Origin of the sequence: Nocardioides sp. NPDC006303 (genome assembly GCF_040613175.1) — a bacterium.
Taxonomy (GTDB): domain Bacteria; phylum Actinomycetota; class Actinomycetes; order Propionibacteriales; family Nocardioidaceae; genus Nocardioides.
Genome location: NZ_JBEXRR010000001.1, coordinates 188018 through 211670 on the forward strand (window position 1 = coordinate 188018; position 23653 = coordinate 211670).

22 protein-coding genes are annotated in these 23653 nt (G+C 70.3%); 15 read left to right on the top strand and 7 right to left on the bottom strand.

Annotated elements, in window-relative coordinates; all coding sequences use genetic code 11:
• Positions 1 to 13: 13 nt before the first annotated feature.
• Positions 14 to 1399: a DNA repair protein RadA gene (radA, locus tag ABZY89_RS00880; protein WP_350660180.1), complete on the bottom strand. Its 1386-nt coding sequence runs from the start codon at positions 1397 to 1399 to the stop codon at positions 14 to 16.
• Between the two features lie 223 nt (positions 1400 to 1622).
• Between radA and ABZY89_RS00885 the strand changes: the two genes are divergently transcribed.
• Together ABZY89_RS00885 and ABZY89_RS00890 are read left to right on the top strand one after the other, a co-directional pair.
• Complete coding sequence (locus ABZY89_RS00885) at positions 1623 to 2660, top strand: LacI family DNA-binding transcriptional regulator (RefSeq protein ID WP_084100324.1); 1038 nt, start codon at positions 1623 to 1625, stop codon at positions 2658 to 2660.
• A gap of 28 nt (positions 2661 to 2688) precedes the next feature.
• Complete coding sequence (locus ABZY89_RS00890; protein ID WP_355223883.1) at positions 2689 to 3849, top strand: FAD-dependent oxidoreductase; 1161 nt, start codon at positions 2689 to 2691, stop codon at positions 3847 to 3849.
• A gap of 5 nt (positions 3850 to 3854) precedes the next feature.
• On the opposite strand, the gene ABZY89_RS00895 is transcribed toward ABZY89_RS00890, so the two are convergent.
• From ABZY89_RS00895 to sigJ, 5 genes are all read right to left on the bottom strand, one after another.
• A complete protein-coding gene (locus tag ABZY89_RS00895) occupies positions 3855 to 4619 on the bottom strand; it encodes a M15 family metallopeptidase (RefSeq protein ID WP_355223885.1) in 765 nt (254 codons plus the stop codon).
• A 66-nt stretch (positions 4620 to 4685) separates the two neighbouring features.
• Positions 4686 to 5276 carry a class I SAM-dependent methyltransferase gene (locus ABZY89_RS00900; RefSeq protein WP_355223887.1) on the bottom strand — a complete coding sequence of 197 codons (591 nt, stop codon included), beginning with the start codon at positions 5274 to 5276 and terminating at the stop codon, positions 4686 to 4688.
• A 119-nt stretch (positions 5277 to 5395) separates the two neighbouring features.
• The gene (locus ABZY89_RS00905) at positions 5396 to 6052 is read right to left on the bottom strand and encodes a VOC family protein (protein WP_355017503.1); all 657 of its coding nucleotides are present in this window, start codon (positions 6050 to 6052) and stop codon (positions 5396 to 5398) included.
• 88 nt (positions 6053 to 6140) lie between these two features.
• Positions 6141 to 6902: a hypothetical protein gene (locus tag ABZY89_RS00910; RefSeq protein WP_355223889.1), complete on the bottom strand. Its 762-nt coding sequence runs from the start codon at positions 6900 to 6902 to the stop codon at positions 6141 to 6143.
• 36 nt (positions 6903 to 6938) lie between these two features.
• Complete coding sequence (sigJ, locus tag ABZY89_RS00915; protein ID WP_355223891.1) at positions 6939 to 7829, bottom strand: RNA polymerase sigma factor SigJ; 891 nt, start codon at positions 7827 to 7829, stop codon at positions 6939 to 6941.
• A gap of 134 nt (positions 7830 to 7963) precedes the next feature.
• Between sigJ and ABZY89_RS00920 the strand changes: the two genes are divergently transcribed.
• The 5 genes from ABZY89_RS00920 (at position 7964) to ABZY89_RS00940 (ending at position 12204) form a co-directional block, all read left to right on the top strand.
• On the top strand, positions 7964 to 8554 hold the full coding sequence (locus tag ABZY89_RS00920; protein ID WP_355223893.1) for an NAD(P)H-dependent oxidoreductase: 591 nt from the start codon (positions 7964 to 7966) through the stop codon (positions 8552 to 8554).
• Positions 8551 to 8982 carry a nuclear transport factor 2 family protein gene (locus ABZY89_RS00925; protein WP_355223895.1) on the top strand — a complete coding sequence of 144 codons (432 nt, stop codon included), beginning with the start codon at positions 8551 to 8553 and terminating at the stop codon, positions 8980 to 8982. Before ABZY89_RS00920 ends, ABZY89_RS00925 begins: the two co-directional genes overlap by 4 nt.
• Before the next feature lie 162 nt (positions 8983 to 9144).
• Positions 9145 to 10407 carry an MFS transporter gene (locus tag ABZY89_RS00930; protein WP_355223896.1) on the top strand — a complete coding sequence of 421 codons (1263 nt, stop codon included), beginning with the start codon at positions 9145 to 9147 and terminating at the stop codon, positions 10405 to 10407.
• Positions 10408 to 10466: 59 nt separating this feature from the next.
• Positions 10467 to 11423: a Ppx/GppA phosphatase family protein gene (locus tag ABZY89_RS00935; RefSeq protein WP_355223898.1), complete on the top strand. Its 957-nt coding sequence runs from the start codon at positions 10467 to 10469 to the stop codon at positions 11421 to 11423.
• 10 nt (positions 11424 to 11433) lie between these two features.
• Positions 11434 to 12204 carry a sugar phosphate isomerase/epimerase gene (locus tag ABZY89_RS00940; RefSeq protein WP_355223899.1) on the top strand — a complete coding sequence of 257 codons (771 nt, stop codon included), beginning with the start codon at positions 11434 to 11436 and terminating at the stop codon, positions 12202 to 12204.
• A gap of 144 nt (positions 12205 to 12348) precedes the next feature.
• On the opposite strand, the gene ABZY89_RS00945 is transcribed toward ABZY89_RS00940, so the two are convergent.
• Positions 12349 to 13554 carry an MFS transporter gene (locus ABZY89_RS00945; RefSeq protein WP_355223901.1) on the bottom strand — a complete coding sequence of 402 codons (1206 nt, stop codon included), beginning with the start codon at positions 13552 to 13554 and terminating at the stop codon, positions 12349 to 12351.
• Positions 13555 to 13628: 74 nt separating this feature from the next.
• On the opposite strand from ABZY89_RS00945, the gene ABZY89_RS00950 reads away from it, so the two are divergent.
• The 8 genes from ABZY89_RS00950 to nirD all read left to right on the top strand — a co-directional run bounded on the left by ABZY89_RS00950 (position 13629) and on the right by nirD (position 23637).
• Positions 13629 to 14831 (top strand): heparan-alpha-glucosaminide N-acetyltransferase domain-containing protein, encoded by a 1203-nt coding sequence (locus ABZY89_RS00950; RefSeq protein WP_355223902.1) that lies wholly within the window; start codon positions 13629 to 13631, stop codon positions 14829 to 14831.
• Between the two features lie 9 nt (positions 14832 to 14840).
• Complete coding sequence (locus ABZY89_RS00955) at positions 14841 to 15437, top strand: TetR family transcriptional regulator (RefSeq protein ID WP_355223904.1); 597 nt, start codon at positions 14841 to 14843, stop codon at positions 15435 to 15437.
• A gap of 44 nt (positions 15438 to 15481) precedes the next feature.
• The gene (gene ccmA, locus ABZY89_RS00960) at positions 15482 to 16195 is read left to right on the top strand and encodes a heme ABC exporter ATP-binding protein CcmA (protein WP_355223906.1); all 714 of its coding nucleotides are present in this window, start codon (positions 15482 to 15484) and stop codon (positions 16193 to 16195) included.
• Positions 16192 to 16929, top strand: a complete 738-nt coding sequence (locus ABZY89_RS00965) for an ABC transporter permease (RefSeq protein ID WP_355223907.1) — start codon at positions 16192 to 16194, stop codon at positions 16927 to 16929. The genes ccmA and ABZY89_RS00965 overlap by 4 nt, the downstream gene beginning before the upstream one ends.
• Positions 16930 to 17142: 213 nt before the next feature.
• On the top strand, positions 17143 to 19182 hold the full coding sequence (locus tag ABZY89_RS00970; RefSeq protein ID WP_355223909.1) for a molybdopterin oxidoreductase family protein: 2040 nt from the start codon (positions 17143 to 17145) through the stop codon (positions 19180 to 19182).
• 8 nt (positions 19183 to 19190) lie between these two features.
• Complete coding sequence (locus ABZY89_RS00975) at positions 19191 to 20636, top strand: FAD-dependent oxidoreductase (protein ID WP_355223911.1); 1446 nt, start codon at positions 19191 to 19193, stop codon at positions 20634 to 20636.
• The gene (gene nirB, locus ABZY89_RS00980) at positions 20633 to 23290 is read left to right on the top strand and encodes a nitrite reductase large subunit NirB (RefSeq protein ID WP_355223912.1); all 2658 of its coding nucleotides are present in this window, start codon (positions 20633 to 20635) and stop codon (positions 23288 to 23290) included. The genes ABZY89_RS00975 and nirB overlap by 4 nt, the downstream gene beginning before the upstream one ends.
• Positions 23287 to 23637, top strand: a complete 351-nt coding sequence (gene nirD, locus ABZY89_RS00985) for a nitrite reductase small subunit NirD (RefSeq protein ID WP_355223914.1) — start codon at positions 23287 to 23289, stop codon at positions 23635 to 23637. The genes nirB and nirD overlap by 4 nt, the downstream gene beginning before the upstream one ends.
• Positions 23638 to 23653: the final 16 nt, after the last annotated feature.

A 23653-nucleotide genomic window follows, 5' to 3' on the forward strand; every position in this document is an offset into this window, starting at 1 on the left:
GTCACCAAGCCGATCACACCAAGCGGAGGAATTCCAGCGCACCACTGATGCTGTGCACCTCAAAGACACGCATCCCGTCGACTTCACGCTCATTGGGACGGTTGGGCACCGGCGCTCCAGGATCGGCCGGAACGACGGCCACGGTGAACCCGAGCCGTGCCGCTTCGGAGAGCCGCTGGTCGAGATCGCGCACCCGGCGCAGCTCGCCGGCGAGACCGATCTCGCCGAGCGCCACCACTCCGCGCGGCGTCGGCGTGCCGGTGTGGCTCGACGCGACCGCGAGCGCCAGCGCCAGGTCGGCGGCCGGGTCGCTGATCCGGGCCCCGCCGACGGTCGAGGCGAACACGTCGCGACCGGAGAGACCGACCCTCGCGTGGCGCTGCAGGACGGCGAGGATCATCGCGAGTCGGGAGCCGTCCAACCCGGAGGTCGTACGCTTCGCCCGCTCCTCCGCGCCCAGCACGGTCAGCGCCTGGATCTCGGCGAGCAGCGGCCGGCGACCCTCCATCGTCACGGTGACGCACGTGCCGGGGACCGAGACGTGATGGGTCTCCACGAACAGGCCGGACGGGTCGGTGACCGCCACGATGCCTTCCGAGGACAGGTCGAAGCAGCCCACCTCGTCGACCGGGCCGAAGCGGTTCTTCATCGCCCGCACCATCCGGAACCGTGAGTCGCGCGCGCCCTCGAAGTGGAGGACCACGTCGACCAGATGCTCCAGCACCCGCGGTCCGGCGATCGCTCCGTCCTTCGTCACGTGGCCGACCACGACGGTCGTGATGTTGCGGGTCTTGGCCACCCGGATCAGGGCCGCCGCCACCTCGCGCACCTGGGTCACCCCACCGGGAACGCCCTCGACCCCGGAGGCGCCGATGGTCTGCACCGAGTCGACAACGATCAGCTCGGGCCGGCTCTCCTCGATGTGGGTCAGCACGGCACCGAGATCGGTCTCGGCGGCGAGGTAGAGCTCGTCCTGGATCGCGTTGGTCCGGTCGGCCCGCAGCCGCACCTGCGAGGCGGACTCCTCACCGGTCACGTACAGCGCGCGGCGTCCGTAGCGCGCCGTCTGCGCCGCCACCTCGAGCAGCAGCGTCGACTTCCCGACGCCCGGCTCGCCGGCCAGCAGGATCGCGGCGCCCGGCACCAGCCCGCCGCCGAGGACCCGGTCGAGCTCCGGCACTCCCGACGTACGCCGCTCCGACTCGGTCACCGACACCGTCCCGATCGGCACCGCCGCGGTTGAGACGGGGGTCGCCTGCGTACGTCCGATCGGGGCGGCCGCCTCGGCGACCGACCCCCATGCCTGGCACTCGCCGCAGCGACCGACCCACTTCGCGGTCTCCCAGCCACACTCGGAGCAGCGGTAGGTGGCGCGTTTGGACGAGCGAGCGGTAGCCATGCCCAGCAACTTAGAGCACACCACCGACATTCGAGCCTGCGTCGCCGCGAGGTACGAGCGGCGGCGCAACGCGAGAAGGTCGAGCGAGCGCAGCGGGTGAGCTTGCGAACCCGCGAAGCGGGTCGAGACCGACATAGGGGCGAACGCATCGGGACGGGTCAGCCTTCGTTACCATGGCTTGGAACGATCCAGAGTTCCACATCGGCATCAAGGGAGGCAGAGCGTGGCGGTGCCGCGTTCCGGCGGTCATATCTCGGCCGCTCCGCCGACCCTGGCGGACGTCGCGGAGCTGGCCGGCGTGTCCCGGCAGACGGTCTCCAACGCGGTCAACAACCCCGATCTGCTGCGCGCCGACACCCTGGCCAGGGTGCAGGACGCGATCGACAAGCTCGGCTATCAGCCCAACCGCGCCGCGCGCAGCCTGCGCACGCGAGCGAGCCACCTGATCGGCCTGCGGATGCCAGCCCTCCAGGAGGGCACGGCCAACGCGATGATGGACCGGTTCGTGCACAGCTTCGTCGAGGCCGCGGCCGAGACCGGCTACCACGTGCTCCTCTTCTACGGTGACCCCGCCGACCCGCTCGACGGCTACGACGAGCTGCTCAGGTCGACCGCGGTCGACGCGTTCGTCGTGACCGACACCCACCTCGGCGGTCAGCAGACGACCTGGCTGCAGTCGCGCCGGGCGCGTTTCGTCTCCTTCGGGCGCCCGTGGACCCAGCCCGACGCGAAGCATCCCTGGGTCGACGTCGACCTCGCCTACGGTGCCGAGATCGCCACCGAGCACCTGATCGAGCGCGGTCACTCCAAGATCGCCTGGATCGGCTGGCACAAGGACTCGCTCCTGGGTGAGGAGAGACGAAGCGGCTGGATCCACGCGATGCACACCCACGGCCTCTCGACCACCGGACTGGCCTCGCGCACCGAGGACTCGATCAGCTCGGGCAAGGCCGCCGCCGACGCGATCCTCGATGAGACCGAGCCCACCGCGCTCGTCTGCGCCTCCGACACGCTCGCGATGGGTGTGCTCCACGCGCTCTTCGAGCGGCGGCTGCGGCTCGGGGAGGACATCGCGGTCGTCGGCTTCGATGACTCCCAGGTCGCTCAGACGGTGCCGCCGGGCATCACCTCCGTACGTCCTCCGCTGGAGGAGGCCGCGCGCGAGCTGGTCAAGGCGCTCGAGGAACTGCTGGCCACCCCGTCCTACGCCGCGCCCGGCGTGATGCTGAAACCCGCCCTGACCGTTCGAGGGTCTTCTTAGTTCACCGCTTCCGAGCGACGATGGCGTCATGGGAACTGAGGACATCGTCGTCATCGGTGCTGGTCTCGCAGCGGTCAGCGCCATCGAAACCCTTCGTGACGAGGGGTACGCCGGCCGCCTGACCCTGGTCGGGAAGGAACCGGAGCTGCCCTACGAGCGGCCACAGCTCTCCAAGGACTTCCTGGCCGGCGCCAAGGAGTTCAAGCTCTTCCACGACGAGGCGTGGTACGCCGAGAAGGACGTCACCGTCCTCACCGGCACCACCGCGACCGCCCTGGATCTGGACAACGGGACCGTCACGCTCGACAACGGCGAGCAGCTGCCCTTCGGCACTCTGCTCCTGGCCACCGGCGCCGAGCCGAAGACGCCGCCGATCCCCGGCATCGAGCACGCGACGACGCTCCGCACCGTCGACGACGCCCGCCGCCTCAAGGACGCGATCGAGCCCGGCACCAGGGTCGTCACGGTCGGCGGCGGCTGGATCGGGCTCGAGGTCGCGGCGTCGGTGACCGCGCTCGGCGGGAAGGCGGTCGTGCTCGAGGCGGCCGCGCAGCCGCTCCTCAACGTCCTCGGACCGGTGCTCGCCGAGCACGTCGCCGACCTCCACACCCGTCACGGCGTCGAGATCCACACCGGGACGACCGTCGAGGCGATCGAGCCGGGAGTCGTACGCACCAGCGCCGGCGAGATCCCCGCCGACATCATCCTCGTCGCCGTCGGAGCGGCACCGGCCACGGCGCTGGCCGCTGACGCCGGCCTCGAGGTCGGTGATGGCATCGCGGTCGACGAGGGGCTGCGTACGTCTGATCCTCGGGTCTTCGCCGCAGGCGATGCCGCGCTCGCGAAGCACACCGTGCACGGCCCGCTGCGGGTCGAGCACTGGGACAACGCGATCCGGCAGGGCCGGCTGGCGGCCCGGTCGATGCTGGGCAAGGGCGGCGCCTACGACTGGCAGCCCTACTTCTTCACCGACCAGTTCGAGTTCTCGATGGAGTACGTCGGCCGCTCCGCGCCCGAGGACGAGGTGCTGCTCCGCGGCAACACCGACGGTGACGAGTTCATCGCCTACTGGCGGCGCGGTGCGACCGTGACCGCCGGGATGAACGTCGGGATCTGGGACGTCAACGACAAGCTCCGCGAGCTGGTCGGGACCGATGCCGATCCCGACCAGCTCACCGAGTCACCCTGAGAGGATCAGAAGCACTGCGAGGCGCTGTGGAAGACGCTCGACTGGATGCCGAGGTGGATGTGGTCGCTGTGGTCGGGGTAGCCCGGCCCGAGCACCTGCGGGAACGACTGGCGTGAGGCACGCGCGATGCCGCACATGGTTGTCGCGCTGCTCCCGGGCACCAGATCCATGGCTCGGCCGTAGAGGTGATTGCTGTTGGAGGCGCCGCCGACGGCGTCGTTGCACGCTCTCGAGCGGTAGGCCGAGGTCACCCGCAGCGGGTTGTCGCCGAGCCGGTGCCGGATCGCCTCGGCTCGCCACATCGCCTGCATCAGGTTGGCCTTGACCTGCGCGACCGTCACTCCGGAGATCGGCGTCGGCCAGCCTCCGTAGCAGACGTCGTCGACCTCGCTCCACGCGAAGTGGACCGGCGTGCAGTCGTCGTCCTGGAGCGCGTAGATCTTGTTGAACGTGTTCGCGCCGGCGACGCCGTCGGCGGAGAGCCCGTAGGCGGCCTGGAAGTTGCGGACCGCGGTCGTCGTCGCCGGGCCGTAGGACCCGTCGATCGAGAAAACCGTGCCGGAGGCTGCCCATCCGGCGACCCGGATCTGCAGCTGGGTGACCGCGCCGCCCGAGGACCCCTGCTGCAGGGTGCCGCTCCAGGTGTAGCAGGCGTCGGCGTGAGCCGGCGCGGCCGTGACGCTGACCGCGGCGAGGGACGCCGCGACCGTGAGAAGGAGGGTGCCAATGACCGTGCCGAGCCGACGCCCGAGACGTGGGAAATGGTGCATGGTGAAACTCCTTTCCTTGGGGGGAGCCTCAATGGTCACGCTTTTTCCACGGCCGCGTGCGGTGATTCAGAAACGCTTCCACCAGAGATTCACCGCGTAGTCGACATACGTCCCCTGGTGTTCTTCCAGGATCGCGGCCGCGGTGGTGGCGTCGAACTCGATGCGTACGACCGCCTCCAGGTCCGCGCGCGAGCCGAAGGACCAGTCCATGTCGACGGGGAGGCGCGTCCAGCCGTGCCTCGACCAGAACCGTTCCTGCTCCTCCGGCGGTGGGACCTTCGGGTAGCCGCGGCGGAACCACGCACCGAAGCTCGACCGGGAGCCGTCGTTGTCGATCACCATCGCCACGCCGCCACGGCGCATCACCCGGTCGAGCTCACCGAGCCCCGGCTCGGACCCAGGGCCGAAGAAGTAGGCCCAGCGGGCGTGCATGACGTCGACGGATGCCGGCGGCAGCGGCAGCCGCTGCGCGATCCCGTTGTGGACGGTGACGTTCGAGAGTCGCTTCGTACGCCGCCTGGCCAACGTCACGAGATCCGGATGGGGCTCGATGCCGGTGGCGGTGCGGGCGGTCTCGGCGAACTTCGGCAGGTAGAAACCGGTCCCGCAGCCCAGGTCGAGGACGTCGCGCCCCGCCCAGGGTCCGGTCTCGGCCATGGCCGTCCAGAGCCGACCGTGCGGGTCGAGCGCACGGTTCTCGATCTCGTACGTCGCGGTGTGGTTCCAGATGTTGGGGGACGGGATCGCTCCCGTCGCCCCCGGCAGGTCGAGCCTGGTCAGATCCGGACCTCGCCGCGGGGGGTGACGAACTGCGCGGCCAGGAGGCCGGGGGTGCCGTGCTCGGCGACCCAGTCGATGTGGACGTTCTCGGCGGGCTTGCCAGTCCACGGGTCGACGCGTTCCTTCAGCTCGTCACCGAGGTAGTCCTTGACCCGCTCGGGGTCGCCGGAGATCTCCAGGCACGTGAGGGTGATGTCGGAGCCGGCGTTGCCGGGGTGGAGGTCGGGGGTCTCCCACTTGATGAAGTAGGGCAGCTGCGGGTCGGCGATCAGGCCGTTGATGCCGATCTGCTGCCAGTGGAGCTCGCGGCCGTCGGGGAGGTGACGGTTGCCGGGAACCGCCTTGCGGCCGAGCCGCTCCTCGATCGGGGTCATGTCGTCGACGCCGACCACGAAGCCGATCCAGCCGCCGCCGAGAGCGGAGCGGGCCTTGACGGCCTGTCCGAACGGGGCCTTGTCGCTGGCCGGGTGCTCGAGTGCCTCGACGACCTCGAGGTAGAGGCCGCCGCGCATCGGGAGGATGTAGTTGCGGGTGCCGAAGCGGGGGTGGACGCCGCCGTCGACGAACTCCTGGCCGAGCAGCTCACCGAGCTGCTTGGCGGTCTGTACCAAGCCATCGGGTCCTGCAGCGTACGAAACATGGTCCAGGCGCATGTAACGATTCTGAACTCTCGCTGAGAGAGAGACCAATCCAGGGTCACTATCTCTTGATGTCGAGATACACCCTGGGGTTCAGCACCGCTCAGCGCGGGCTGGCGGGATGGAGCGCCAGCGCGGACCTCGACCGGACGTGTGCCTCGCAGTGACGGACGAGCTCGGCGTACGCCGCCTTGCCCATCAGCTCTGTCAGCTCGGCCTGGTTGGTGAGGTAGACGGGCTCGACGGCGACGTGTGCCTCGGTGTTGCCGGAGCAGTACCAGTCCAGGTCGTGGCCGCCCGGACCCCAGCCGCGCCGGTCGTACTCGGTGATCGTCACCTCGGTGTAGGTCGTCCCGTCGGTCAGCTCGACATCGCGGAACGTACGCCGGATCGGCAGCTGCCAGCACACGTCCGGCTTCGTCTCGAAGTGCTCGCGCCCCTCGGCCGCGGCCAGGATGTGGAGCGCGCACCCCGATCCGCCGGCGAAGTCCGGTCGGTTGGCCAGGACGCACGACTCCTGGCCGCGAAACTCCGTTACCCGGGTCTTCCGCTCGCCTTCGTCGTCGAGCTCGACCCAGTCGTCGGTCTTCACCTCACGCCCCGGGTGCTGCTCCCACAGGTCAGGGGTCAGCTTCCGCACGAACTCAGCCGTCCGGGCCTCGTCCTCCTCGTCGGCGAAGTGCGCCCCCAGCGTGCAGCACCCCACGTCCGGCGAGCTCTTGAACATCCCCGGGCAGCCGTTGCCGAAGATGCACGAGTACGCCGACGTCAACCAGGTCAGGTCGCAGCGCATCCGCTCGTCCGGGTCGTCGGGGTTCACGAACTCCACCCACGCACGCGGGAAATCCAGGGGTACCTCAGGCACCTGCCAAGCCTACGCGGTCGATCTATGTCCGACGCTTCACCGAGCGCTCCACGGACGCAGCTTCTCGGGGTTGCGTACGGCCCAGATGCGGGTGATGCGGCCGTCGGCGACGTCGAAGGCGTAGACGGAGACGGTGGCGCCGTCCAGCTCTCCGACCAAGCCGGGTTGGCCGTTGACCGAGCATTCGCGCAGGGTCACCGCCGGGCCGCGGGCGGCGATGTCCATCCAGGCGCCGGCGATCTGCTCGGCGCCGCTGATCGGTTCGAGGAAGGCCAGGGCCAGGCCGCCGCCGTCGGCGGTGGCGATCGCTTGAGGATCGAGCAGCCCGACGAGGGCCTCGATGTCGCGGGACTCCCAGGCCTGCTTGAAGCCGCGGACCAGGTCGGCGCGCTCGGTGGTCGACGGGTCCCGGGAGGTGTCGATGCGGCGGCGGGCGCTGGAGGCGAGCTGACGGCAGGCCGCCGGGGTGCGTCCGACGACGTCGGCGATCTCGGCGAACGTGTAGCGGAAGATGTCGTGCAGGACGAAGGAGACCCGCTCGGCGGGGGTCATCGAGTCCAGCACCACCAGGAAGGCCATGCTGATCGACTCGTCGAGGGTGACCCGGTCCGCGGGGTCGGCCGGGGCCGACTCGGTGCCGTCGAGCCAGCCGCCGGGCACCGGCTCCGGGATCCAGTCGCCCACGTAGTGCTCCCGCCGGGCCCTTGCGGAGCCGAGCAGATCCAGGCAGATCCGGCTGGCGACCGTCGTCATCCAGGCGCCGGGAGAGGCGATCGCCTCGCGTTGCTGCTCGGACAGGGCGTACCAGCGGGTGTAGGTCTCCTGCGCCACGTCCTCGGCCTCGGCGAGCGAGCCGAGCAGGCGGTAGGCGAGATTGATCAGCTGGCGGCGCTCGCTGATCACCTCGGCGAAGTGCGGGTCGGTCATGGCGGCTCCTTCGTCTGCAGGTCTACAACCGATCCGACGAAACAGCGACCCGATCTGTGAGACCGCCTGACATTCCGTACGTCTCCTTCGTCGGAGGGGCAGCAGACCCATCACGGAGAACAAGGAGTCCGGACATGATCAGCATCGGCATCATCCTCGGCAGCACCCGCCCCAACCGCAACGGCCCACAGGTCGCCCAGTGGGTCCATGATCGGGCATCGCACCGCGACGACGCGACCTTCGAGCTGATCGATCTGCTTGACCACCCGCTCCCGCACCTGGACGAGCCGGTGCCGCCGATGTTCGGGCCGTCGGCCAACCAGCACACCCGCGACTGGGCCGCGCGGATCGCCCCGTTCGACGGGTTCGTGATCGTGACGCCGGAGTACAACGGCGGTATGCCCGGGGTCTTGAAGAACGCCATCGACCACGCCTGTGCGGAGTGGACGAACAAGGCGGTCGGCTTCGTCTCGTACGGAGTCAGCGGTGGCGCTCGGTCGGTCGCCCAGCTGCGTACGGTCTGCGGGACGCTGGGCATGGCCGACGTGAGCCGCCCGGTGGAGCTCTCCTTGTTCACCGACTTCGAGAACCACACCACCTTCGTGCCCGGGGAACGTCACGCGGCCGCGCTGACCGCGATGCTGGATCAGGTCGTCTCGTGGAGCGCCGCGCTCGCGCCGCTGCGCGAGGACAGTCTGGTCGGGGCCGAGGCAGGTCGGTCATGAGTGCGCACGAAGAGGTCGCGATCCGGCGGCAGATCGAGAAGGTCGTCGAAGGACTGCGGGCCAAGGACCTCGACGCCCTGCGAGAGCCGTACGTCTCCGATGTCGTCTCCTTCGACGTCGAACCGCCGCTCCAGCACGTCGGGATCGAGGCGAAGCTCGCCAACTGGACGAGGGTCTTCGAGGTCTTCGAGACCGTGGACTACGAGCTGCGGGACCTGGCGCTCACCATCGGCGGCGACGCGGCGTACGGGCATGCCTTCGGTCGTCTCAGCGGGACGATGAGGAACGGCGTAGCCACGGCCGGTATGTGGGTCCGGGTCACCTACGGGCTGCGCAGGATCGACGGCACCTGGAGGATCGCGCACGACCAGGTCTCGGTCCCGTTCGACATCCTCAGCGGCAAGGGCGTGGTCGATCTCGAGCCCTGACCGGCGCCCATCTCGGCGATTCCGGGTGGCCGGGGTTGGCGGCGTAAACTTGTAGGTACGGAGCCACCGCTCCGTATCCATTGTGTGTATCACCTCGCGCTGGCCCCGCCGGCGGACCAAGGCGGCACAGAGCCGCGGTTCGCAGCGGGAGGTTCGAAAGAGATGTCAGTGCAGGGCGAGCAGAGTCTGGTGCGCGCCGTCGGAGGGACGTACTTCCCACTCGCGCTGGTCGCGCGGATGCCGTACGCGATGATGGTCGTCGGTGTGCTGACGCTGGTCGTCGCCGGCCGCGACTCGCTGGCGCTCGGCGGTCTGAACTCCGCGATGGTCGGGATCGGAGCCGCGTCGTGCGGCCCGCTCCTCGGCGCCGCGGTCGACCGGTTCGGTCAGCGGCGCGTGCTGCTGGTGGTCGGCGCCGCGAGCAGCGCGATGCTGGCCGCGATGGCCTGGGTCGTCTACAGCCCGCTGCCCGACGCGGCCGTGCTGGCGGTGGCCTTCCTGGTCGGTGCGACCGCCCCGCAGATCGCGCCGCTGTCGCGTTCCCGGCTGATGGCGATCATCTCCGCGTGCATCGTCCCTGGACGTCGCGTGCGGGTGATCAACTCGACCATGGCCTACGAGTCGGCGGCCGACGAGATCGTCTTCATCGTCGGTCCCGTCGTCGCGGGCGTCCTCGCCGTGACGGTCGACCCGTGGGCGCCGGTCGTCGCCGCGGCGGTGCTCACCCTGATCTTCGTCTCCGCCTTCGCCCTCCACCCGAGCGCCGCGACCGCACAGGCCTCGTCCGGCCGTACGCCGGCTGCCGGCTCCGTGCGCGAGCTCGCCCGTCCGCGCGTGGTCGTCGTCGTGGTCGGCATCCTCGGCGTCGGGCTCTTCTTCGGCTCGATGCTCACCTCGCTGACCGCGTTCATGGCCGACCACGGGCGCCCCGAGGAGGCCGGCCTGGTCTACGCCGCGATGGGCGTCGGCTCGGCCGCGCTGGCGCTGGGCGTCGCCGTCTTCCCGGTCGGCTTCACCTCGGCCGCGCGCTGGCTGGTCTTCGGCGTCCTGATGCTCGCCGGCGCCCTCGCGTTGCTGGGCGTGTCGTCGGTGACCGGGATGGTCGTCGCACTGCTCGTCATCGGTCTCGGAATCGGGCCGACGCTGGTCACCCAGTACGGCCTCGGCGCCCGCCGCAGCCCGGTCGGCCGGTCGGCCACCGTGATGACCATGCTCGGCTCCGCGGTCATCCTCGGACAGTCCCTGGCCTCCGCCGTCACCGGCGGCGTCGCCGAACGCTGGGGCACCGAGGCGGCCCTGGCCCTGCCGGCCGCCGCCGCGCTCGTGGTCGTGCTCGCCGGGCTGGTCAACGCCCGGATCGGGGAGGGGGCTGTGCCCGCTGCGGCTCCCAGCCCCGAGCGCGCGGTGGCCACCGCCGACCGCTGATTTCGGTCGGAGGGCAACCTTTGGAACACCGCCTGCGCGCGGCGAAGTAGCGTAGACCCATGCGTCTGGGCGTACTCGACATCGGATCGAACACGGGACACCTGCTCGTGGTCGACGCCCACGGCGGGGCGGCCCCGTCACCGGCGTACTCGTTCAAGCAGCCGTTGCGGCTGGCTGAGCACCTCGACGAGGCCGGCGAGGTGACCGAGGACGGCATCGAGGCGCTGACCGCGTTCACCCGTGAGTCGGTGGCGGTGGGGGAGGAGAAGGGCGTCTCGGAGATGCTGGCGTTCGCGACCTCGGCGGTGCGCGATGCCGGCAACTCGCAGCAGGTGCTCGACCGCGTACATGCCGAGACCGGGGTCGAGATCGAGGTCCTTCCCGGCGACGACGAGGCGCGGCTGACCTTCCTGGCCGTACGCCGCTGGTTCGGCTGGTCCGCCGGACGGCTCGCCGTCTTCGACATCGGCGGCGGTTCGCTGGAGATCGCGGCCGGCCTGGACGAGCAGCCGAACGTCGCCTGGTCGCTGCCGCTGGGCGCCGGCCGGCTCGCGCGCAGCTACTTCGGTGACCGCCCGACGGAGGAGGAGCTGCGGGAGCTGCGCCGGTCGATCCGGGCCTCGATCGCCGACGACGCGGGCAAGATACTGCGCGACGGTCAGCCGGACATGGCGGTGGCGACCTCGAAGACGTTCCGCTCGCTGGCACGCATCTGCGGTGCCGCGCCGAGCGGTGAGGGGCTGCGGGTACGCCGCGAGCTGCGGCTGGCCGAGCTGCGCGACTGGATCCCGAAGCTGCTGGAGATGTCGCTCGAGGAGCTCTCCGAGCTGCCCGGGGTCAGCCCGTCGCGGGCCCATCAGATCGTGCCTGGCGCGCTGGTCGCCGAGGCGTGCCTCGACATCTTCGACGTGCCCGCCTTCGAGATCTGTCCGTGGGCTCTCCGGGAGGGTCTGATCCTCGACCGACTCGACCACCTGTCCTTCATCGGAAGTTCTGATTCCGGAAGGTCCGACTAGGAGGCCCGCGATGATCTCGCTGTCGACGTCCTCGACCTACCCCGAGTCGACCGCCCGCGGCTTCGCCTATGCGGCCGAGGTGGGATACGACGGGGTCGAGGTCATGGTCGGCATCGACGCGCTGTCGCAGCAGACCCATGCGGTCAAGCAGCTCGCCGAGCACCACGGCCTACCCATCGTCGCGATCCACGCGCCGACCCTGCTGTTCACCCAGCAGGTCTGGGGCTTCGAGCCCTGGGGCAAGCTCGAGCGGTCGGCCGAGATGGCCGTAGAGGTCGGTGCGGGAGTGGTCGTCGTACATCCGCCGTTCCGCTGGCAGCGCGAGTACGCGGCCGGGTTCGTGGACGGGATCGCCACGCTGGAGCGCTCGACCGGGCTGCGGTTCGCGGTGGAGAACATGTACCCGTGGCGGGCGGCCAAGCGCGCCACGCAGATGTACCTACCTCACTGGGACCCCTCGACCGAGGACTACGCCAACACCACCATCGATCTCTCCCACGCCGCGATCGCTGGCGACGACGTGATCGAGATGGCGAAGCGGCTCGGGTCGCGGCTGCGGCACATCCACCTCACTGACGGCACCGGCTCGGCGAAGGACGAGCATCTCGTGCCCGGGCGGGGCCGGATGGGTGCCGACCGCTTCCTGCGCCATCTGGCTGCCACGGGGTTCGACGGCGAGATCGTCCTCGAGATCAGCACCCGACGCGCCCACTCCCGCGCCGAGCGCGTCGCGGCCCTCCGCGAGTCGCTCGAGTTCGCGCGGAAGCACTTCCAGGTCTGACTTCACCCGTCGGTCGAGCCGGATTCGTGAGGGACGAACGAATCCGGCTCGAGACCAACAGGGTCACGTCGAGCAGTGAAGGGACCGTGTTGGTCTCGACACGCCTCCGGCTAGCGGCTCCGGCGGCTCGACCAGTGGCGAGGGTCAGTCGTGGGCGGCGAGCCAGGACCAGGTGAGCGAGATCAGGGCGAGGACGAGGACGGCGGTGGCGACGCCCCACCAGCCGACGACGTACGCATAGCCGAGCAGCCAGCCGAAGAGGCTCGAGCCGCCGTAGTAGAAGAGGTTGTAGAGGGCGCTGGCCTGGGCCTTGCCGACCCGGGCTCGCGCGCCGACCCAGCCCGAAGCGACGCCGTGGGCGCCGAAGAAGCCGGTGGTGAGGACGAACAGGCCGGTCAGGACCATCGCGAGGTTGTCGGGGAAGGTCATCGCGACGCCGACGATCGTGATGACGACGCAGGTCAGCATGACCTTTCGCCGCCCGTGGGTGGCGGCCAGCCGGCCCGCGACCGACGAGGAGACGGTGCCGCCGAGATAGGCGAAGAAGATCTGGCTCGAGATCGCCACCGGGAGCCCGAAGGGCTCGCGTTCGAGGCGGAACCCCAGATAGTTGTACGTCGCCACGAACCCGCCCATCAGCAGCGCCGCCTGCCCGTAGAGGACGAGCATGCCCGGGTCGCGGAGGTTGGCGAGCACCCCCTCGCGTACGGACGTGGTCGGCTTGCCGACCGGGCGGACCCAGCCCTGGGCGCGCGGGATCAGGGTGATGGCGATGATCGCGGCGATCGCCGAGAGGACGCCGCCGGCGGTGACGCCCAGGCGCCAGCCGCCGAGGTCGGCGAACGGGCCGGTGATGACCCGGCCGAGGAGGCCGCCGACGGTGGTGCCTGAGATGTAGATGGCAGCGGCGAGGCTGACGTGGCGTACGTGGATCTCTTCGGCCAGATAGGCGACCGCGAGGGCGGGTACGCCGCCGAGCGCGAGGCCCTCGAGGCTGCGCAGGACGAGGAGTGTGGTGAAGCCGGGGGCGAGCGGGGTGAGCAGGCCGAGGACGAGCGACATCGAGAGCGCGATCTTCATCGCCGGCGCCCGGCCGATGCGATCGGCGACCCACGACCAGCCGAGGACGCTGACCGCGAGGCCGAGGGTCGCGGTGGAGACGGTGAGCGCGGCCGAGGCCTCGTTGACCTCGAGCGCGTGCGCGACGGTGGGGAGGATGCCCTGGGTGGAGTACATCTGCCCGAAGGTCGCGATCCCGGCTGCGAAGAGGCCGATCAATATCCGCCGGTAGCCGCTGCTGCTGGCATCGTGCCCGACCCAGGGGCGGGTCAGGGAGGCATCGACGGACATCGTTCTCACGGTAAAGCAGGTGTTGTGGGTGGGTGAAGCCGCGGCGTACGTGAGATATCTCTACTCTGGGGGCGATGTCAGCGCTGACGGATCGGCTGTCCGATCGACTCTCGACGCGTCTCGTCGGTGTCGACGTGGCGCGGTGCCTGGCATTGCTGGGGATGATGGCGACGCACGTGCTCGACCCGGTCGACGCCTCCGGGGAGCTGACCAGGATCCAGGCCGTCGCCGGTGGCCGGTCCGCGGCGCTCTTCGCGGTGCTCGCCGGGGTCAGTCTGGCGCTGATGACCGGACGTCAGGAGCCGGTGCGGGGGCAGGTGCTCGCATCCCGGTCGCTGGGACTCGTCGCGCGGGCTGTGCTGATCGCCGCGCTCGGGCTGGTGCTCGGGTCGCTCGGCACCAACATCGCGATCATCCTGACCTACTACGGAGTGCTGTTCCTGCTCGCCATCCCGTTCCTCGGGTTGAGGGCGCGGTGGTTGTGGCTGCTCGGTGTGCTCTGGATCGTCGTCGGGCCGCTGTTGTCGCAGGTCATCCGGCCGATGCTGCCCCCGCGGCAGTTCTCCAGCCCGGATCCGGGCCAGCTGCTGGAGCCGGGCCGGCTGCTCGCCGAGCTGCTCTTCACCGGTTACTACCCGGCCGTCCCGTGGCTGGCCTACGTGCTGATCGGGATGGCCATCGGCCGTGTCGATCTCCGTAATCGGCTGGTGGTCGACATGATCTGGACCAGCGGAGTCATCATCTCCGTCTCGGCCACCTGGCTGTCGGGGAGGCTGACCCGGCTGCCGTCGGTGGCCGAGGTGCTGCTGCGTACGTATCCGGAGCTGGACATCGACGGGGCGCTGACCGCGATGAGCCACGGTCTCTACGGGCAGACGCCGGTCGACGGTGGCTGGCAGTGGCTGCTGGTCGTCGCGCCGCACTCGTCCACCCCGTTCGACCTGGCGCAGACGATCGGCACCTCGATGTTCGTCATCGGCGCCTGCCAGATGATCGCGCTGCGGCTGCCGGACCGGTGGCGCGCCGGGATGGCGGTGCTGTTCGGCGCCGGCACGATGACCCTCACCCTCTACACGCTGCACGTGGTGATGATGACCGATGCCGTCTGGCCGCCGGAGACGCCCGACACGTACGTCTTCCACGTGCTCGTCGTGATGACGATCGGCGCCCTCGTCACCGCGTGGGGTCGTCCGGGTCCGCTCGAATGGCTCGTCGGCCGTCCCGCGGCCTGGTTGCGCCGAACCGAGCCTCGCCCCGAGCTGCCGTCGTCGGGTTAGCGTGCTCCCATGAGCTCCACGGCACCGCGGCGAGGGCGCAGGCCCGGTTCGCCGGACACACGGGCGGCGATCCTGGCGGCGGCTCGGCAGCGCTTCGCGCAGCAGGGGTACGCCGCGACCTCCGTCCGCGGGATCGCGACCACCGCCGGGGTCGACTCTGCGCTGGTGCACCACTACTTCGGCACCAAGGAGGACCTCTTCGTCGCCTCGCTGGAGCTGCGGGTCGATCCACGCGACGTCGTGCCCGTGGTCGCCGCCGGGGGCCGCGACGGCGTGGGGGAGCGGCTCGTACGTCTCCTGCTGAGCGTCTGGGACGACGAGGAGTCCCGGCTCCCGCTGATGGCGTTGATGCGCAACGCTTTCGAGCCGGAGGGGAAGGCTCTGGTGCCGGATGCCTTCGGCCGGCTGATCCTGGCTCCGGTCAGCGAGGCACTCGAGCTCGATGAACCCGAGCGGCGGATCACGTTGGTGGCCTCGCAGCTGATCGGGCTCGTCGCGCTGCGCTACATCGCTCGGATCGAGCCGCTCGCCTCGGCTCCGGTGGACACGCTGGTGGCGACATACGCGCCGGTGGTCCAGGGCTATCTGACCGGGCCTTTGCCGTAGTCCTCTTGCGTGCTGCGCCCCGTCGTGCCACATTTCATCATGTGATGAATAACGTGGTGGAGGCATCCGGTCTCCGAGTCGTGCGCGGGAAGCGCGAGGTCCTCCATGGCCTCGACTTCTCCATCCGGGCGGGTGAGGTCACCGGGCTGCTCGGGCCGTCCGGGTGCGGCAAGACGACGCTGATGCGGGCCATGGTCGGTGTGCAGGCGAAGGTCACCGGGACCCTCACCGTCCTCGGCCGTCCGGCGGGCTCGGCCGCGCTGCGCCCGCGGATCGGCTACGTCACCCAGGCGGCCAGCGTCTACGACGACCTGACGGTCACCGAGAACCTGAGGTTCTTCACCCGGGTGCTCGGTGCGCCGATGTCGTCGGTCTCCGAAGCCATCGAGACGGTCGACCTCGTCGACCACAAGGACCAGGTCGTACGCGATCTCTCCGGTGGCCAGCGCTCGCGGGTCGGGCTCGCCGCCGCGCTGCTCGGGTCGCCGGACCTGCTGGTGCTCGACGAGCCGACCGTCGGGCTCGATCCGGTGCTCCGCGAGCAGCTGTGGGGCACCTTCCGCGATCTGGCGGCCGCGGGTGCGGCGGTCATCGTCTCCAGCCACGTGATGGACGAGGCCGATCGCTGTGACCGGCTGCTGCTGATGCGCGACGGTGCCTTCCTCGCCGACGGCAGCCCTGCCGAGATCAAGCAGAAGGCGAGCGCCGACGACATCGAGCACGCCTTCCTGACCCTGGTGAAGGCGGCAGCACGATGAGCCTGCGACGTACCCTGGCCGTGACCGGGCGGGTCCTCGCCCAGATCCGGCGCGACCACCGCACCCTGGTGATGCTGGTGATCCTCCCGACCCTGCTGATGACCCTGCTGTGGTGGATGTACGAGGAGTCGCCCGCGCCGATCTTCGACCGGATCGGTCCGGCCCTGCTGGCGATCTTCCCGTTCATCGTGATGTTCCTGGTCACCTCGGTGACCACGCTGCGCGAACGCTCCTCCGGGACGCTCGAGAGGCTGCTGGCGATGCCGCTGGGCAAGGGCGACTTCCTGCTGGGCTACGCGCTGGCGTTCGGGTTGCTCGCCGCGGTCCAGTCCGGCGTGGCCGTCGGGGTCAGCGTGGGTCTGCTCGGGCTGGAGATCAGCGGCTCGGTCGCTCTGCTCGTGGTCGTCGCGATCGTCGACGCCGTCCTCGGCACCGCGCTCGGGCTGCTCGTCTCGGCCTTCGCCACCACCGAGTTCCAGGCCGTGCAGTTCATGCCGGCGATCGTGGTCCCGCAGATCCTGCTCTGCGGCCTGCTCGTACCGCGCGAGTCGCTGCCGGCGGTCCTGGAGGCCATCTCCAACCTCCTGCCGCTCTCGTACGCCGTCGACGCGATGACCCACCTGGTCACCTCCACCGACACCAGCGAGGTCTGGGCCGACCTGGCTGTCGTCGCCGGGTTCGTCGTGGCCGGCCTCGCCCTCGGCTCGGCGACGCTGCGGCGGCGTACCCCCTGACCGCCGAGGCGTCACTTCTGCAGGCCGAGACGTCACTTCCGTCGGTCGAGTTGGCATCGAGATGCCAACTCGACCGACGCGGGGGACGCCTCGGCGGGTTGTGAGGCGGTGAGCGGAAGTTGACGGAAGGGGTACGGAGAGCCGATCGGCGCGAAACCTTGACACCGGAATGTAGAGGTCGCCAGTCCCCGACCCGAAACGGTGTGAGTACGCGTGACCGACACCCACTGTCCTTACTGCAGCTTGCAGTGCGGGATGACCCTTTCACGCAAAGGGCCCCGCCTCGAGGTCAGTGAGAGATCGTTCCCGGTGAACGAGGGTGCGTTGTGCCGCAAGGGGTGGACGGCGGCGGGGCTGCGCGGGAGCCGTGAGCGGCTCACCACGCCGATGGTGCGCGACCGGGCGACGGGGGAGTGGAGCGCGGCGACCTGGGACGAGGCCCTCGACCTGGTCGCATCGAAGCTCGCCGACCTGCGGGAGACCCACGGCGCCGACGCCAACGCCGTCTTCGGTGGCGGCGGGCTGACCAACGAGAAGGCGTACCAGCTCGGGAAGTTCGCCCGGGTCGCCCTCGGCACCTCCCAGATCGACTACAACGGCCGCTGGTGCATGTCCTCGGCGGCCTCGGCCGGCAACCAGGCATTCGGTGTCGACCGCGGTCTGCCGTTCCCGCTGGCCGACATCGAGAAGACCGACGTCTGTGTGCTCGTCGGCTCCAACCTCGCCGAGACGATGCCGCCGGCGGCCCGCCACCTCGACCGGCTGCGTGAGAACGGCGGCAAGGTCGTCGTCATCGACCCGCGGCTGACCCCGACCGGCGAGCGCGCCGACCTCTTCCTCCAGCCGGTCCCCGGCACCGACCTGCCCCTCGCGCTCGGGGTCCTCCACCTGCTCGACGCCGCCGGCGCGGTGGACGAGGACTACATCGCCGAGCGGACCACAGGCTTCGAGGACGTACGCCGCTCCGTGGCCGCCTGGTGGCCGGAGATGGTCGAGCGGGTCAGCGGCGTCGAGGCCGCGCAGCTGCGCGAGCTCGCCGACCTGCTCGCCGGCGCCGGGAAGGTGATGGTCCTGACCGCGCGCGGCGCCGAACAGCACGCCCAGGGCACCGCCACCGTCCTGGCCTGGCTCAACGTGGCCCTCGCGCTCGGCATGCCCGGAAAGGCGTACGCCGGCTACGGCTGCCTGACCGGCCAGGGCAACGGCCAAGGTGGCCGCGAGCACGGCCAGAAGGCCGACCAGCTTCCCGGCTACCGGATGATCGACGACCCCGCCGCCCGGGCGCACGTCGCCGCGGTCTGGGGCATCGACCCCGAGACCCTCCCCGGCAAGGGCCGCTCCGCCTACGAGCTCCTCGACGCGCTCGGCACCCCCGACGGCCCCAAGAGCCTCATCGTCTTCGGCTCCAACATCGTCGTCTCCGCCCCCAACGCCACCCACGTCACGTCGCGACTGGCGGACCTCGACCTGCTGGTCGTCGCCGACATGGTGATGAGCGAGACCGCCGCGCTGGCGGACGTGGTCCTGCCGGTGACCCAGTGGGCCGAGGAGACCGGCACCATGACCAACCTCGAGGGCCGGGTCATCCTGCGCAACCAGGCGATCAGCGCCCCCGACGGCGTCAAGAACGACCTGGACATCATCACCGGTCTCGCCACCCGCCTCGGTGCCGCTTCGACCTGGTCGACCGACCCCGAGGAGATCTTCACCGAGCTCCGCGCCGCCTCGAAGGGCGGCAAGGCCGACTACAGCGGCATCACCTACGACCGCATCCGCGACGAGGACGGCGTCTTCTGGCCCTGCCCGGAGGAGAGCGAGGGCACCCCGCGCCTCTTCGCCGACTCCTTCTTCCACGCCGACGGCCGCGCCCGCTTCATCGACGTCGCCCACCGTGGCCCGGCCGAGCAGCCGAGCGCCGACTACCCGCTCCACCTGACCACCGGCCGGGTGCTCGCGCAGTACCAGTCCGGTGCCCAGACCCGACTGATCAAGGACCTCCCCGATGAGGGCGCCTTCGTCGAGCTCCACCCGCTGCTGGCCGACCGGGTCGGGGCCCATGACGGCGACCCCGTCGTCGTACGCACCCCGCGCGGCGAGATGAAGGCGCCCGCGCGGATCGTGACCACGATCCGCCCGGACACGGTCTTCGTACCGTTCCACTGGGTCGGCGCCAACAAGCTCACCAACGACGCCCTCGACCCCTCCAGCCGGATGCCGGAGTTCAAGGTCTGCGCCGCGGCGGTGACGGCATGAGCGAGCCCGTGAGTGAGCCCGTGAGCGAGAAGCGGATCGTCATCATCGGTGGCGGCATGGCCGCGGCGCGGCTGGTCGAGGGACTGGTCGCGCGCGGCCTCGGCCCGCAGACGACCGTGCTCGCGGAGGAGCAGCACGCTCCGTACAACCGGATCCTTCTCTCCGCCGTGCTCGAGGGCACCCACCGTCCCGGGGCGCTCGCGCTGCGCGAGAAGCAGTGGTACGCCGACAGGGGAGTCGACCTCCGCCTGGACAGCCTCGTCGTGGACATCCACCGTGACCGCCACGAGGTCGAGCTCGCCGACCGGACGACGGTTCCCTACGACGCCGTCGTGCTGGCGACCGGGGCGATCCCGACCCTGCCGCCGATCCGCGGCGTGGTGCGGATGGACGGCTCGCTGGACCCGCGGGTGCAGGCGTTCCGCAGTCTCGACGACTGCGCGCGCCTGCTGGACACCCTCCACGACCACCCGCGCAGCGCCGTGATCGTCGGCGGTGGCCTGCTCGGTCTCCAGGTCGCCCGCGCCCTGGCGGTCCGCGGCATCGAGACGGAGATCGTCGAGGGCCGCGACCACCTGCTCAGCAGCCAGGTCGACGCGTCGGCCGGCAAGGTGCTCAAGCGGTCGATGGCCAAGCTCGGCACCCAGGTCTACCTCGGCGCCCGCGCGACCAGGCTGACCGACGAGGGGCTCAAGCTCGACAACGGCTACACCCTCGAGACCGACCTGGTGGTGCTCACCGCCGGCGGCCGGCCGCGCGCCAACCTGGCCCGCCGCGCCGAGCTCACCGTCAACCGCGGCATCGTCGTCGACGACCAGCTGCGCAGCGTCGACGACCCGGACGTCTACGCGATCGGCGACTGCGCCGAGCACAACGCGACCGTGACCGGCTTCGTCTCGCCCGCGTGGGAGCAGGCCGGCGTCCTCGCCGACGTCCTGGCCGGCGGCCCCGCGACCTATCAGGGACACCGCGTCGTCGCCCGGCTGCGCGCCACCGACCTCGACGTCTGCGTCCTCGGCGAGCCCCAGAACGAGACGGGCGAGGTGGTCGAGATCGCCAACCCGGTCAAGGGCACGCACCGCAAGCTGGTCGTACGCGACGGCCGCATCGTCGCCGGCGCCCTCGTCGGTGACCTGAGCCGGGTCGGTCTGATCACCCAGGCCTTCGACCGGCAGACGGTGCTCGGCGAGCACGAGGCCGGCCAGCTGCTGCTGCCGGAGCCGTCCAACGGTCCCCGTCCGGAGCTCCCCGACGACGCGGAGGTCTGCGCCTGCGCCGGTGTCAGCGCCGGCCGGATCCGGGCGTGCCGGTCCCTCGAGGACGTACGCGACACCACCCGCGCCACCACCGGATGCGGTGGCTGCGCGCCGACCGTACGCCAGCTCCTGGCCACTCGCCCCAGCGGCACTCAGCTCAATGCAACGAAGCTCAGTCTGGAAGGAACTACGTCATGAGCCCTCACCTCCGCAAGAAGGTCGTCGTCGTCGGCCACGGCATGGTCGGTCACCGCTTCGTGACCGCCGCGATCGAGCGCGGTCTCACCGAGACCCACGACATCGTGGTCTTCGGGGAGGAGCCGCGTCCGGCGTACGACCGCGTCGCCCTCACCAGCTTCTTCGAGGTCGGCGCCGAGGCACTCTCCTTCCTGCCCTCCGGCGTCTACGAGGACCCGCGGGTCACCCTGCGCACCAGCACGAGCGTCGTCGAGATCGACCCCGCCGCCCAGACGGTGATGCTCGCCGACGGCGAGGAGATGGCGTACGACGAGCTGGTGCTCGCCACCGGAGCGGCCCCGTTCGTGCCGCCGGTGCCGGGTTCGGAGCTGGGGAACGTCTTCGTCTACCGCACGATCGAGGACCTCGAGGCGATCCGCGAGGCCGCGAAGACCGCGAAGACCGGAGCCGTGATCGGCGGTGGCCTGCTCGGGCTGGAGGCCGCCAACGCGCTGCACCAGCTCGGCGTCGAGACCCACGTGGTCGAGCTCGCGCCTCGGCTGATGGCCGTGCAGGTCGACGACGCCGGCGGTAACACGCTCAAGCGTCACATCGAGAAGCTCGGCCTCACCGTGCACACCGGGGTGATGACGGAATCGATCTCGCCGGACTCCGTCGCTGAGATCTCGGTCGTGGACGAGGACGAGAGCGGCGTGCTCGACGGCAAGGTCAGCGCCCTGAAGTTCAAGGACGTCGAGGAGCCGCTGCCGATCGACATGCTCGTCTTCTCGGCCGGCATCCGGCCGCGCGACGCGCTCGCCCGCGCCGCCGGCCTGGACCTGGCCGAGCGCGGCGGCGTCCTGGTCGACGAGCAGTGCCGCTCCTCCGACCCGCACGTGTGGGCGGTCGGCGAGTGCGCCGCGCCCGGCGGCAAGATGTACGGCCTCGTGGCCCCCGGCTACGACATGGCCGAGGTCGTCGCCGACGCGCTGCTCGGCGGTGCCGGCACCTTCACCGGCGCCGACATGTCGACCAAGCTCAAGCTGCTCGGTGTCGACGTCGCGAGCTTCGGTGACGCGCACGGCACCACCGACGAGTGCCTCGAGCTGACCTACTCCGACGCGGTTGCCGGCGTCTACAAGAAGCTCGTGATCAGCGAGGACGGCACCCGCCTCCTCGGCGGCGTGCTGGTCGGCGACGCCTCCGCGTACGGCCTGCTGCGTCCCATGGTCGCCTCAGGCATGGTCCTTCCGGAGAACCCGGAGGAGCTGATCCTCCCCCAGTCCAGTGGCGGTGGGGGAGGAATTCAGCTTCCTCCCGAGGCGCAGATCTGCTCCTGCAACAACGTCACCCGCGGTGACATCGAGGCGGCCGTCGACAACGGCTGCGAGAGCGCGGCGGACGTCACCAAGGAGACCAAGGCCGGGAGCACCTGTGGTTCCTGCAAGGTGCAGGTGAAGAAGATCGTCGAGGACTACTTCACCGCCCAGGGCAAGACCGTCGACACCAGCCTGTGCGAGCACTTCAAGATGACCCGCGCCGAGCTCTTCGACGTCGTCCTGATCCACGGCTACAAGACCTTCGACCAGATCATCGAGGCCCACGGCACCGGCCGCGGCTGCGACCTGTGCAAGCCCGCCGTCGCGAGCATCCTGGCGAGCCAGCTCAACGGGCACGTGCTGGCCAAGGAGAACCGCAAGCTCCAGGACACCAACGACGCCTACCTGGCCAACCTCCAGAAGAACGGCTCCTACTCGGTCGTCCCGCGCATCCCCGGCGGCGAGATCACCCCCGAGGGGCTGATCGTGATCGGTGAGGTCGCCAAGGAGTTCGGCCTCTACACCAAGATCACCGGCGGCCAGCGCATCGACATGTTCGGTGCCCGGATGGAGGACCTGCCCGCGATCTGGAAGCGACTGGTCGACGCCGGGTTCGAGTCGGGCCACGCGTACGGGAAGTCTCTGCGGACCGTGAAGTCCTGCGTCGGTTCGACCTGGTGCCGCTACGGCGTCCAGGACTCCGTCGGCCTCGCGATCATGCTGGAGACCCGCTACCGCGGGCTGCGCTCGCCGCACAAGCTCAAGGGTGGCGTCTCCGGGTGCGCCCGCGAGTGCGCGGAGGCCCGCGGCAAGGACTTCGGTGTCATCGCCACCGAGAAGGGCTGGAACCTGTACGTCGGGGGCAACGGCGGAGCCATCCCGGCCCACGCCCAGCTGCTCGCCGGTGACCTGAGCACCGAGGAGCTGGTCAGCTACCTCGACCGCTTCCTCATGTACTACGTACGCACCGCCGACCGCCTCCAGCGCACCTCGACCTGGATCGACTCCCTCGACGGCGGCCTGGACCGGGTCCGCGAGGTCGTGGTCGACGACGTCCTCGGCCTGGGCACCGAGCTCGAGGCCGCGATGGCCACGCACGTCGACGGCTACTTCGACGAGTGGAAGGCGACGATCGAGGACCCGGAGAAGCTGAAGCGGTTCGTCTCCTTCGTCAACGCCCCGGACATCCCGGACCCCAACATCTCCTTCGGGTCCACCCGTGGCCAGATCGTCCCGGAGGTGGGCGAGGAGCCGGCCGCTGTCGGTCGAAGCGGAGCCCGAGACAATCAGACCGGCCCGGTCTCGCTCGGTTCCTCGATCCCTGTCGGAATGCCCACCCTTGAGGAGACGCGATGACCGAGACCCAGACCCAGACCGTGACGTACATCGCCGTCTGTCGCCTCGACGACATCGACCCGGAGACGGGCATCGCCGCGCTGGTGCGCGGTGAGGCCGTCGCCGTCTTCCGGACCCTCGACGACCGGGTCTTCGCGCTGTCGAACTTCGACCCGTACGGCCACGCCTCGGTGCTCGCCCGCGGGATCGTCGGGACGCGTGGCGAGGTGCCGTTCGTGGCCTCGCCGCTGCTCAAGCAGCCGTTCTCGCTCGAGAGCGGTCAGTGCCTCGACGATCCGTCGGTGTCGGTCGCGACCTACGAGGTCGACGTCGTCGACGGAGAGATCCGGGTCGGCGCCCGGCGATGACGAACGCGGCACAAAT

What these genes read in the sequence shown, in the direction of transcription:
- radA (WP_350660180.1), bottom strand. Translation starts at nt 1,399, where the DNA reads ATGGCTACCGCTCGCTCGTCCAAACGCGCCACCTACCGCTGCTCCGAG.
- ABZY89_RS00890 (WP_355223883.1), top strand. Translation starts at nt 2,689, where the DNA reads ATGGGAACTGAGGACATCGTCGTCATCGGTGCTGGTCTCGCAGCGGTC.
- ABZY89_RS00895 (WP_355223885.1), bottom strand. Translation starts at nt 4,619, where the DNA reads ATGCACCATTTCCCACGTCTCGGGCGTCGGCTCGGCACGGTCATTGGC.
- ABZY89_RS00900 (WP_355223887.1), bottom strand. Translation starts at nt 5,276, where the DNA reads ATGGCCGAGACCGGACCCTGGGCGGGGCGCGACGTCCTCGACCTGGGC.
- ABZY89_RS00905 (WP_355017503.1), bottom strand. Translation starts at nt 6,052, where the DNA reads ATGCGCCTGGACCATGTTTCGTACGCTGCAGGACCCGATGGCTTGGTA.
- sigJ (WP_355223891.1), bottom strand. Translation starts at nt 7,829, where the DNA reads ATGACCGACCCGCACTTCGCCGAGGTGATCAGCGAGCGCCGCCAGCTG.
- ABZY89_RS00920 (WP_355223893.1), top strand. Translation starts at nt 7,964, where the DNA reads ATGATCAGCATCGGCATCATCCTCGGCAGCACCCGCCCCAACCGCAAC.
- ABZY89_RS00925 (WP_355223895.1), top strand. Translation starts at nt 8,551, where the DNA reads ATGAGTGCGCACGAAGAGGTCGCGATCCGGCGGCAGATCGAGAAGGTC.
- ABZY89_RS00930 (WP_355223896.1), top strand. Translation starts at nt 9,145, where the DNA reads ATGTCAGTGCAGGGCGAGCAGAGTCTGGTGCGCGCCGTCGGAGGGACG.
- ABZY89_RS00935 (WP_355223898.1), top strand. Translation starts at nt 10,467, where the DNA reads ATGCGTCTGGGCGTACTCGACATCGGATCGAACACGGGACACCTGCTC.
- ABZY89_RS00940 (WP_355223899.1), top strand. Translation starts at nt 11,434, where the DNA reads ATGATCTCGCTGTCGACGTCCTCGACCTACCCCGAGTCGACCGCCCGC.
- ABZY89_RS00945 (WP_355223901.1), bottom strand. Translation starts at nt 13,554, where the DNA reads ATGTCCGTCGATGCCTCCCTGACCCGCCCCTGGGTCGGGCACGATGCC.
- ABZY89_RS00950 (WP_355223902.1), top strand. Translation starts at nt 13,629, where the DNA reads ATGTCAGCGCTGACGGATCGGCTGTCCGATCGACTCTCGACGCGTCTC.
- ABZY89_RS00955 (WP_355223904.1), top strand. Translation starts at nt 14,841, where the DNA reads ATGAGCTCCACGGCACCGCGGCGAGGGCGCAGGCCCGGTTCGCCGGAC.
- ccmA (WP_355223906.1), top strand. Translation starts at nt 15,482, where the DNA reads ATGAATAACGTGGTGGAGGCATCCGGTCTCCGAGTCGTGCGCGGGAAG.
- ABZY89_RS00965 (WP_355223907.1), top strand. Translation starts at nt 16,192, where the DNA reads ATGAGCCTGCGACGTACCCTGGCCGTGACCGGGCGGGTCCTCGCCCAG.
- nirB (WP_355223912.1), top strand. Translation starts at nt 20,633, where the DNA reads ATGAGCCCTCACCTCCGCAAGAAGGTCGTCGTCGTCGGCCACGGCATG.
- nirD (WP_355223914.1), top strand. Translation starts at nt 23,287, where the DNA reads ATGACCGAGACCCAGACCCAGACCGTGACGTACATCGCCGTCTGTCGC.